This window comes from Sphaerobacter sp., from assembly GCF_019683595.1.
Taxonomy (GTDB): Bacteria; Chloroflexota; Chloroflexia; order Thermomicrobiales; family Thermomicrobiaceae; genus Sphaerobacter.
The window spans coordinates 1-9,038 of sequence record NZ_JADGHZ010000138.1 but is presented as its reverse complement, the minus strand read 5'-3'; the positions used below and the strand labels follow the sequence as shown (position 1 = coordinate 9,038).

10 protein-coding genes and 2 tRNA genes are annotated in these 9,038 nt (G+C 67.5%); 4 read left to right on the top strand and 8 right to left on the bottom strand.

Going from position 1 to position 9,038, the window contains the following annotated elements:
* The first annotated feature begins 191 nt into the window (after window positions 1–191).
* Entirely contained in the window at window positions 192–1,028 is an 837-nt protein-coding gene (gene mutM / locus IRZ30_RS13035; RefSeq protein WP_294085766.1) for a bifunctional DNA-formamidopyrimidine glycosylase/DNA-(apurinic or apyrimidinic site) lyase, read from the top strand.
* Here the strand turns inward: mutM and IRZ30_RS13030 are convergent.
* Both IRZ30_RS13030 and IRZ30_RS13025 read right to left on the bottom strand, forming a co-directional pair.
* On the bottom strand, window positions 1,018–2,265 hold the full coding sequence (locus IRZ30_RS13030; protein WP_294085765.1) for a threonine synthase: 1,248 nt from the start codon (window positions 2,263–2,265) through the stop codon (window positions 1,018–1,020). The two genes, mutM and IRZ30_RS13030, sit on opposite strands and share 11 nt — an antisense overlap.
* Window positions 2,266–2,417: 152 nt before the next feature.
* On the bottom strand, window positions 2,418–2,939 hold the full coding sequence (locus IRZ30_RS13025) for a hypothetical protein (protein ID WP_294085764.1): 522 nt from the start codon (window positions 2,937–2,939) through the stop codon (window positions 2,418–2,420).
* Between the two features lie 228 nt (window positions 2,940–3,167).
* On the opposite strand from IRZ30_RS13025, the gene IRZ30_RS13020 reads away from it, so the two are divergent.
* Window positions 3,168–3,240 (top strand) — tRNA-Gly (locus IRZ30_RS13020).
* 139 nt (window positions 3,241–3,379) lie between these two features.
* On the opposite strand, the gene IRZ30_RS13015 is transcribed toward IRZ30_RS13020, so the two are convergent.
* The 3 genes from IRZ30_RS13015 to IRZ30_RS13005 form a co-directional block, all read right to left on the bottom strand.
* Window positions 3,380–3,826, bottom strand: coding sequence for a nuclear transport factor 2 family protein (locus tag IRZ30_RS13015; protein WP_294085763.1), 447 nt, complete (start codon window positions 3,824–3,826; stop codon window positions 3,380–3,382).
* Window positions 3,827–4,151: 325 nt separating this feature from the next.
* Window positions 4,152–4,472, bottom strand: coding sequence for a quaternary ammonium compound efflux SMR transporter SugE (gene sugE, locus IRZ30_RS13010; protein ID WP_294085761.1), 321 nt, complete (start codon window positions 4,470–4,472; stop codon window positions 4,152–4,154).
* 137 nt (window positions 4,473–4,609) lie between these two features.
* Entirely contained in the window at window positions 4,610–4,789 is a 180-nt protein-coding gene (locus tag IRZ30_RS13005; RefSeq protein ID WP_294085760.1) for a hypothetical protein, read from the bottom strand.
* Window positions 4,790–5,286: 497 nt separating this feature from the next.
* Between IRZ30_RS13005 and IRZ30_RS13000 the strand changes: the two genes are divergently transcribed.
* Window positions 5,287–5,359: transfer RNA gene (locus IRZ30_RS13000), tRNA-Ala, on the top strand.
* Between the two features lie 181 nt (window positions 5,360–5,540).
* Window positions 5,541–5,804: a hypothetical protein gene (locus IRZ30_RS12995; RefSeq protein WP_294085759.1), complete on the top strand. Its 264-nt coding sequence runs from the start codon at window positions 5,541–5,543 to the stop codon at window positions 5,802–5,804.
* A 125-nt stretch (window positions 5,805–5,929) separates the two neighbouring features.
* On the opposite strand, the gene ftsH is transcribed toward IRZ30_RS12995, so the two are convergent.
* The 3 genes from ftsH to tilS all read right to left on the bottom strand — a co-directional run.
* Window positions 5,930–7,891: an ATP-dependent zinc metalloprotease FtsH gene (gene ftsH / locus IRZ30_RS12990; RefSeq protein ID WP_294085757.1), complete on the bottom strand. Its 1,962-nt coding sequence runs from the start codon at window positions 7,889–7,891 to the stop codon at window positions 5,930–5,932.
* Between the two features lie 130 nt (window positions 7,892–8,021).
* A complete protein-coding gene (gene hpt / locus IRZ30_RS12985; protein ID WP_366945348.1) occupies window positions 8,022–8,543 on the bottom strand; it encodes a hypoxanthine phosphoribosyltransferase in 522 nt (173 codons plus the stop codon).
* A 51-nt stretch (window positions 8,544–8,594) separates the two neighbouring features.
* On the bottom strand, window positions 8,595–9,038 hold a 444-nt coding region (gene tilS, locus IRZ30_RS12980; protein ID WP_294085755.1), incomplete at its 5' end, for a tRNA lysidine(34) synthetase TilS.

The following is a 9,038-nucleotide window of genomic DNA, read 5'->3' as shown; positions in this document are numbered from 1 at the left end:
GGTAGACGATTGTGGCCGGGAGCTCTCCCGCCACGATCCGGCAGAAGATGCAGTCGTTCGCCATTCCACCTCCCTCTCCGCGCGGCCCGTGGGCGCTATTCAATGACGGCCAGCGCCCGGTTGCGCGTGCGCTCCCTCTCCACGCGGCCCGTGGGCGCTATACTTATGCGAACACGAGTTCGGAGTGGACTGTGCCAGAGCTACCGGAAGTCGAGAACGTCCGCCGCAGCCTTTCCGCCGCCGTGGCCGGGGCCACCATCGCCGCCGTCCGGCTGGGGGCGTTCACCGGCTGCATCGCCGCACCGGCGCCCGACGAGTTCGTCGCGCGCGTCACCGGCCGCAAGATCACCGGATTCGGGCGCCGCGGCAAGTACCTGCTCGTCGCGCTCGACAGCGGCGACACCATCGCCGTGCACCTGCGCATGACCGGTGAATTGACCGTCACGTCCCCGGAGGCGCCCACCGGCAAGCACCACCACCTGACCTTCGTCCTGGACGATGGACGAGAGTTGCGCTTCTCCGATACCCGCAAGTTCGGCCGGCTCACGCTCCTGACTCGCGACGAGGCCGCCGAGCTTGACCGCAGCCTCGGACCCGAGCCGCTCGACGATCGGTTCACCGCCGAACGGTTCGCCGCCATGCTCGCCGCCCGGTCGCGCACCGTCAAGGCGCTCCTGCTGGACCAGACGTTCCTTGCCGGCGTCGGCAACATCTACGCTGACGAGGCGCTCTTCGCCGCCGGAATCCACCCGCTGCGCCCGGCGAACTCCCTCACGCTCAGTGAGGCCGCCCGCCTGCTGGACGCCATACGAGTGACCCTCGCCGCTGCCATCGACCGCGGCGGCACGACGCTGCGCGACTACCGGGACGGCCTTGGCCGCCCCGGCAACAACCAGCACTATCTCCACATCTACCACCTGGCCGAGGGCGACCCGTGCCCACGCTGCGGCGAGCCGATCGCGCGCGTCGTCGTGGCCCAGCGTGGCACCCGCTTCTGCCCCCGCTGCCAGCCGCTGCCTACGCTGTAGGCTCCCCGTACGCGCTGTCGATCGCGGACAGCAGGTCCGGGTCGTCCGGGTTCAGCACCGGGTACTCCCCGGTGACCAGGTCCGTATGCTTGAGCCCCGCGCCGGTGGCGAACAGCACCACCTCGTCGTCCTGGCCCAGCACGCCGCGCTCCCGCAGCAGCCGCGCCGCCGCGACGACCGCGCCCGCTTCCGGCGATACGAACAGTCCCTCGTGCGTCGCCGCGAGGCGGACGCCCTCCAGCAGCTCCTCATCGGAGACGGTGATCGCCGTGCCGCCGCTCTGGCGCACCGCGTCCAGGATCAGGTAGTCGCCGATCGCCACCGGCACGCGAATGCCGGGCGCCACTGTCGCCGCGCCCTCCCAGAGCTGCGCGTGGCGCTCACCCTGCTCGAACGCGCGCACGATCGGCGCACAGCCCTCGGACTGGACCACGATCATCCGCGGGCGCTTCGATCCGATCAGGCCCAACTGCTCCAGCTCGTTGAACGCCTTCCACATCCCGACGATGCCCGTCCCGCCGCCGGTGGGATAGATGATGGCATCCGGCAGGCGCCAGCCGAGCTGCTCGGCCAGCTCCAGCCCCATTGTCTTCTTCCCCTCGGCCCGGTACGGCTCCTTGAGCGTCGAGACGTCGAACCAGCCCCGCGCTTCGGCGCCGGCGCGCACGACACGCCCGCAGTCGTTGATCAGGCCGTTGACCAGGAAGACCCTGGCGCCGTAGGCGCGGCACTCGGCCTTCATCGACTCCGGCGTGTCGGCCGGCATGAACACGTAGGCGTCCAGCCCGGCGCGCGCCGCGTAGGCCGACATCGCCGCGGCGGCGTTTCCGGCAGAGGGGATCGCCACCGCGGTCGCTCCCAGCTCCGCCGCTCGCGATACCGCGGCACACAGCCCTCGCGCCTTGAAGCTGCCGGTCGGATTCTGCCCGTCGTCCTTCACCAGCAGCCGGTTGTAGCCGAGCGCCTTCCCGAGCCGGGAAGCCTGCAGTAGCGGCGTGCCTCCCTCACCCAGCGTGAGCGCATGGCGAGCATCCTGGACCGGCATGATCTCCGCGTAGCGCCAGAGATTCCACGGCCGACTGGCCAACGCCTCCCGCGTCAGCGTCTTCGCCGCCGCTTCGAGGTCGTACCGCGCAAAGAGCACCTTGCCGCACGCCGGGCAGGTGGTCATCAGCCGGTCAGCGGGATACGTCTCCCCGCACGCCGTGCACTCCAGATGGGTGAGATGGCTACGCATCAACAATCCTCGCTCTCCGTCCGGAATCCTTCGGGCATGTAGCCCCTACGGGATTGTAACGAGGAACGAGCCGATGCGCTCACGAGAAGCGGGCGCCGCCTCATCCGGGGGTGAGGCGGCGCCACGGCGCGAGAGAAGGGATGGGTTGGTACCTAACGCTCGATGTAGCAGGTGAAGCGCCCGCGACGGGAAGCGACCATCTCCTCGGTGCACTCGCCGCGCGCCATCGCGAAAGCACCGGTGCCGCCGGTGACGGAGAGGTAGCTCTTGCCACGGAACGTGACGGTGCCCATCACGTCGATGCTCCCCTGCCCCCACAGCTCGAAGCGCGCCACCTCAAAGAGATGGTTGGCCGCCGTCTCGAAGTAGTCCGGTGCTGAGGTGCCGACGCCGATGAAGTAGAACTCCCCGATCTGCTCCGTGGCCTCAAGGTCCGGTTCGAAGATCTTGCCGCCGCCGGAGGACACCTCTCCACGCGCGGGCCAGGCCCCGGCCGGCGCGTCCGCCAGGCGGTGGATGTTCGGCTGGTCGAAGGCCACGTCGATGACGACCGTCTGGCCCTGCTGACCTGCCACTCGCGGCACCACCAGGAGCGAGGTGATCACCAGCACTGCGGCGACCGCCGCGACGAGCGCCACCCAGCGCCCGGTCACCCTCACCAGCGCAGCTCTCACGGTACTCCTTCCCTTCCGGGCTTCACGCCGCCTCCGGGCGGCGTTGCCGTACACGGACCACTTCACCAAGGTAGCCCGCGATGAAGGATCCCGCGCGGGACAAACGTCCCATTACGTTCCTTCTCGTCGTAGGACAACGGTACCGGGAGCGGGCACATCAGAACCCCTGGCGCACCTCTAGACGACGAGCCGAAGCATCTGCTATACTGGGGGTCGGCAGGTACAGATGCGGGTGTAACTCAGTTGGCAGAGTGCCTGCTTCCCAAGCAGGATGTCGTGGGTTCGAATCCCATCACCCGCTCCCTCAGTCCGGATTCAGTATGAATCCGGGCTATTTTTGTGCTCGGCGATGGCTCGGCATACGGCAGCCGTGCTGCCTGGCTGGCGACCCGGCTCGACCGGCCCTGGCTCACCTCGCACGGCGTCCTCGATGCGGCGCGCTAAGGCGTGATGCGGTTCCAGAGGTCCGTGAACGCTATCGTGTCAAAGAAGGCAATGGCCTCGACGATCCGGCCGTCCTGCAACCGCAGGTACCACGAGTACGTGTTGCGGTAGGGCTTGCCGTCGCGTGCCGTTCCGGAGGCGTCGAACAGGGCGATCACCCAGTCGTTCTCCGCATACAGCGAGCGAACCGCCGGGACGAGCGGCGAGGCCATCCGCGCATTGAACGGGTGAATCACCCCGTCCATGAACTCCTGGCGACTCTCGTATGTGCGCGACACCGGGCTGTTCCCCACGATGGTCCACGAGGCGTCATCAGCCAAGAGCCCGAAGGGCCCGCCCGTTCCCGCCGCCCATTCCTCGAAGGCATGGGCGATCGTGGCTTTGTTCGCCTCCTCGATCTGCCGGTCCCGCGGTGTCCCTGGCGTGTTCTGTCCGTCCTTCATGGCACCCCTCGTCTCTTCGCGGACGCGGCGACCCGCCGCCGTCCACGGCCGCTGATCTCGCCTCGCGGCCGCCTGGTCGCTGGCTGGCGACGCCGCATTCACACCGGCCGGCCTCACGGGCGGCTGGATGAGTAGGGACTGCGACCGTCCAGCGCGCTGGATGGCCTACGAGAGCCGTTACGACGGCGGGAACGCGCGATTCTCGCGCTCCCGGTTCGGTTGGTTCGGACATCCTGATCGCTGATTCTCCGGCTGCAAGGGCCATGCCCGTATCAGTCGTCGTAGGGTGACGGGGGAACGTGGCCTCGGTGGCCCGGGGAACCGGCTAGGCGGGGGTGGCCAGCCGCAGCCCGATGATGCCGGCGACGACGAGGGAGATGGAGACGAGGCGCAAGACGCTGGCCGGTTCGTGAAACAGCACAATGCCTGCGACGGCGACTCCGACGGCGCCGATCCCGGTCCAAATGGCGTAGGCGGTCCCCAGCGGTAACGACTTCACCGCCTGCGCGAGGAAGACGTAGCTCAGGATCATCGCCGCGATGGTCAACACCGACGGCCAGAGCTTGGTGAACCCCTCGGACAGCTTCAGCCCGACCGCCCAGGTGATCTCGAACACGCCGGCGATCACGAGAAAGACCCAGGCCATGCGTCCTCCCCTCTCCGCCCCTATTCTGTCCGAGGCCGCGTGGTTGGGCCAGCGTCAGACAGAGGATCGGTCAACATGAAGGAGCCGGGTCCGATCGTGGACCCGGCTGCATGCCGACCTCAGCTATTGTCTTGTCTCTAGGCGGATCGCTGGCCCGCGATCCAGACTCCGAGGCGCACGATGCGGCCGCCGATATTCGACCGCATGCTCCGGCGCTTCTCGCCGCCCACCTCGGGGATCCGCCGCCCGCGCTGGGATTCGAGCAGCAGGTCCCGGCGCCGCGCCTCGGCATGAACTTCCATCATCGGTCCAATCACCGTCGTGCTCCTCTCGGCTGCTCCGACTCCGTTGCCGGTCGTGGACCGCATCGTCCATCACGAGATCCAAGGGTAGATGCTCGACGTGGCGCCCGATATCGGATCTTGGGTCAGGCATGGAGCGGCATACCGGCCAGCCATTCACCCTGCACGAAAGGACAGCGCCCGGCAGATCCGGGCGCTGGCGGAACAAAGAGGGAACCCGGCGCTGGGGCGCCGGGGAGACGATCTAGGGGGGCAACAGAGGAAACAAGGGGATAAAGGGGTGCTTGCTCGGGCCTTGTGACGGGCCTCGTCTCCAGCCCGTACGTACGCGGCCTTGGTGACGGTATCGTAGACAAACTCGGGCAACAGCGTCATCCTGATCTCCAGGACCATCGTCACAAATTCGTGACAGCACCGGGGAAATCGACGGCTCTCGCCCGGCGCGGTGCCGGTTTGACAATGACCCGTCATCCCTCGTATACTTCTCGCGGCTCCGGGACGGGGCCGATCGTGGGGGCATAGCTCAGTTGGGAGAGCGCTACAATCGCACTGTAGAGGTCGGGGGTTCGAATCCCCCTGCCTCCACCCACGAACCTTACTCACACCACCCGTCGCACACCTCGCGACGGTTCAGCCGTTCAGACCCGATCGCAGCTAGGTCCAGTGACCGGCTCGCACGATCCACGGAGGTGCGCCGGCCCAGCATAGGTCGAACCCCACCTCCCACCGCCTCACCGCTCGACGCACCGGACAGGGAGGGTGCGCCATGGAATCCCGGGCCTACCAGGTAATCGGCCGGCGGCTCAGTCAACCGCAAACGCTGATCTTCCGCGACGCGGACGGCCGCCATTTCCTGCGCGCCGGCTGCGGCACACGCCTGGTCCGTGTCACCGCACGCGACGCCATGCGGCTCATGCGTAGCCGCGAATACCACAGCGTCCTCGACCGCTCCTGGCGGAGCGAGTTGGACGCCATCGTGATGGATTGCCCGCTCCCCGACTCCGCCGCTCCCGAGGTCGCCGGCTCGTAGCGCCGCGACCAAGATGCACGCGGTCCTGAGCGCGCGTCGTCGCTCCCGGAAACACTCCCCGGAGACGAAACCACCCGGGCCGTTGTCGTGCCCGGGTGGCTGTGTTGCCTTTGTGGTGCAGCCGGTCAGGACGCCGGCTGTGGCCGCATCGTCGGTGAGGGGTGCGGCTGCGGATGCGGCGATCGCTCGCCTCCCCGATCCGCTTCTTCCGCCTTATGGGCGAGCGCCGCCGGACGCGTTATCGGCGGGCCGACCAACTGCGGCCGCGGGCGCGGCTCGTCGAACAGCGCCTCCAGCTCGTGCCCGTCGATCGTCTCCGCCTCCATCAGGAGCATGGCGATCGCTTCCAGCTTGTCCATGTGCTGGCTCAGGATCTCGTGGGCCCGCTTGTAGGCGGTATCGATCAGGCTGCGGATCTCCTGGTCGATCATGTAGGCGACTTCGTCGCTGTAGTTCCGCTGCTCGTTGATCTCCCGGCCCAGGAAGACCAGCTCCTCCTTGCGGCCGAACGCCAGCGGCCCGAGTGTCTTGCTCATGCCGTACTCGGTGACCATTCTGCGCGCCAGATTAGTGGCCCGCTCGATGTCGTTGGCCGCGCCGGTGGAGATCTCCTGGAACACCAGCTCCTCGGCCACGTGACCGCCCATGAAGACGGCCAGTTGGTCCTCGAACTGCTTCTTCGTCCAGAAGAAGCGGTCCTCCTCGGGCAGAACCCGGGTGTAGCCGCCCATCATGCCGCGCGCCACGATCGACACCTTGTGCACCGGGTCGGCGTGCGGCAGCATCCGCGCCACCAGGGCGTGCCCGGCCTCGTGGTACGCCGTCATCAGCTTCTCGCGCTCGCTGAGCACCCGGCTCTTGCGCTCCGGCCCGGCGATCACCCGGTCGATGGCCTCGGTCAGCTCGCGACGCCCGATCGTCTTCTTGTTGCGTCGCGCCGCGAGGATCGCCGCCTCGTTGACCAGGTTTTCCAGATCGGCACCCGAGAAGCCCGGCGTCTGCCGCGCCAGCTCCTCCAGGTCGACATCGCTCTCCAGCGGCTTGCCGCGCGAGTGGACTTCGAGGATCGCGCGCCGCCCGGCGATGTCCGGCCGGTCGAGCACGACCTGCCGGTCGAAGCGGCCCGGCCGCAGCAGTGCCGGGTCGAGCACGTCCGGCCGGTTCGTGGCGGCGATGACGATCACGTTGGTCGTGCTGTCGAAGCCGTCCATCTCGACCAGGATCTGGTTCAGCGTCTGCTCGCGCTCGTCGTGGCTACCGCCGAGACCAGCACCGCGCTGCCGTCCGACCGCGTCGATCTCGTCGATGAAGACGATGCATGGCGCGTTGCGCTTTGCCTGGTCGAACAGGTCACGGACGCGGCTGGCGCCGACGCCGACGAACATCTCGACGAACTCGGAACCACTAATGCTGAAGAACGGGACGCCCGCCTCACCGGCCACGGCGCGGGACAGGAGCGTCTTGCCTGTTCCGGGCGGGCCAACCAGCAGCACCCCGCGCGGAATGCGCGCACCCAGCGAGGCGAACTTGTCCGGGTACTTCAGGAACTCGACGACCTCGACCAGCTCCTCCTTGGCCTCCTCGACACCGGCCACGTCGGCGAACGTCACCGTCGGCTTGTTGCCCGTGAACATCCGCGCGCGGCTCTTCCCGAAGGAGATGGCCTGGTTGTTCGTCCCCTGGGCCTGCCGCATCATGAAGACGACGATACCTATGAGGAACAGCGTCGGCAGGATGAACGTCAGCGCGCTCAGCCAGTTACCCCACTGGCTCGCCGGATTCACCCGGATCTCGACGTCCGCTCCCGACAGGCCGTACTGTTCGAGTGCCTGGTAAATGTTGACATCCGGTGGCAGCCGGCTGCTGCGCGGCTCCTCCTCACCGATGTACTGCACCTGGATGTCGTTGGAGCCCTCGGTCATCACGATCCGCGCGACGCGGCCCTGGCGGATGTCCGCGGCAACATCGGCGAAGTTCTCTTCCCGCGCGCTGCCCCCGTCCTTCATGAAGGTGACCCACAGCGCGACGACCGCGATGATCAGGACGATCCAGACGAATCCATTGCGTAGCCACTTGTTTTCGGCCATTCAGTGCCCTCCGACCGCGCCATGCGCATCGATTGGTCCCTGTGCTTGCGCCACGGTCACGCGGGCTAAACAGGGTAGCTTGATTATAACAGACAGGACGCGACGCCTCGGCAGCCGGGAAATCCGCACCCTACTTGCCCAGCACGGCGTCGGGTTTGACCACGGCGACGAACGGAAGGTTCCGGTATCGGCCGGCCACGTCCAGGCCGTAGCCAACGACGAACTCGTCCGGGATGTCGAAGCCCACCCAATCGGCCCGTGCGGGCACGCTGCGCGGCTTGTCCTTGCGCAGCAGTGCAACCAGCCGCAGCGAGGCCGGGTTGCGCCGCTGCAAGACATCGATCAGGTATTCCAGAGTGAGTCCGCTGTCGATGATGTCTTCGACCAATAGCACATGTTCGCCTTCGATGGGACGGTCGAGATCCTTCAGGATCCGCACCACACCCGACGTTTGTGTCGCCTGTCCGTAGCTCGACACCGCCATAAATTCGACGCGGAGCGGAATCTCCATTGCCCGCGCCAAATCGGCCATGAAGACGAACGCGCCGGTTAGCACCCCGATTAGCAGCGGGGTGCGATCACCGTAGTACTCCCGAATCTCCCGCCCCAGTTCCCTGACGCGCGCCTGCAGGGTCTCCTCGTCGATCAAGATCCGGTCCAGCCCCCGGTGCAGGGGTATGTCCCTCAAACCCTCCGCCACGGCTCAGCAGTCCTCCAACCGCTCGCACCGGAGCGTCGTCCCGGCGCCGTCGAACGCCAGAGACGGCACTCCGGCCACCCACACAATCAACCCATCCCGCTCCAGCAGCGGCAGCCAGTCTCGCAGATACGCCGCCACCTTGGCGTCGACCAGGAAGTCCTGTAATGAGCGGTGCCGCCCTCCCGACACGACCACCCGATCTCCCGCCCGGCGCGTGCGCAGGCGCCAGTCGCCTTGCCCAACCCGGCCTCGCAGTCGCCAACCATTGAGGAGCGGAATGTCAATCTCCGTCCCCGCGACCAGTGGCTCCACGGCACCCGCCGGCATCAGCGGCCGGCCGGATGCCCGGCGCAGATCCTCCTCCAGACTCGCGAGCGACCCGAGGGCCAGCGACTCGTAGTCCACCCACGCCCCGACGCCCCCGCCGACTTCGATCAGGCGCCCGAC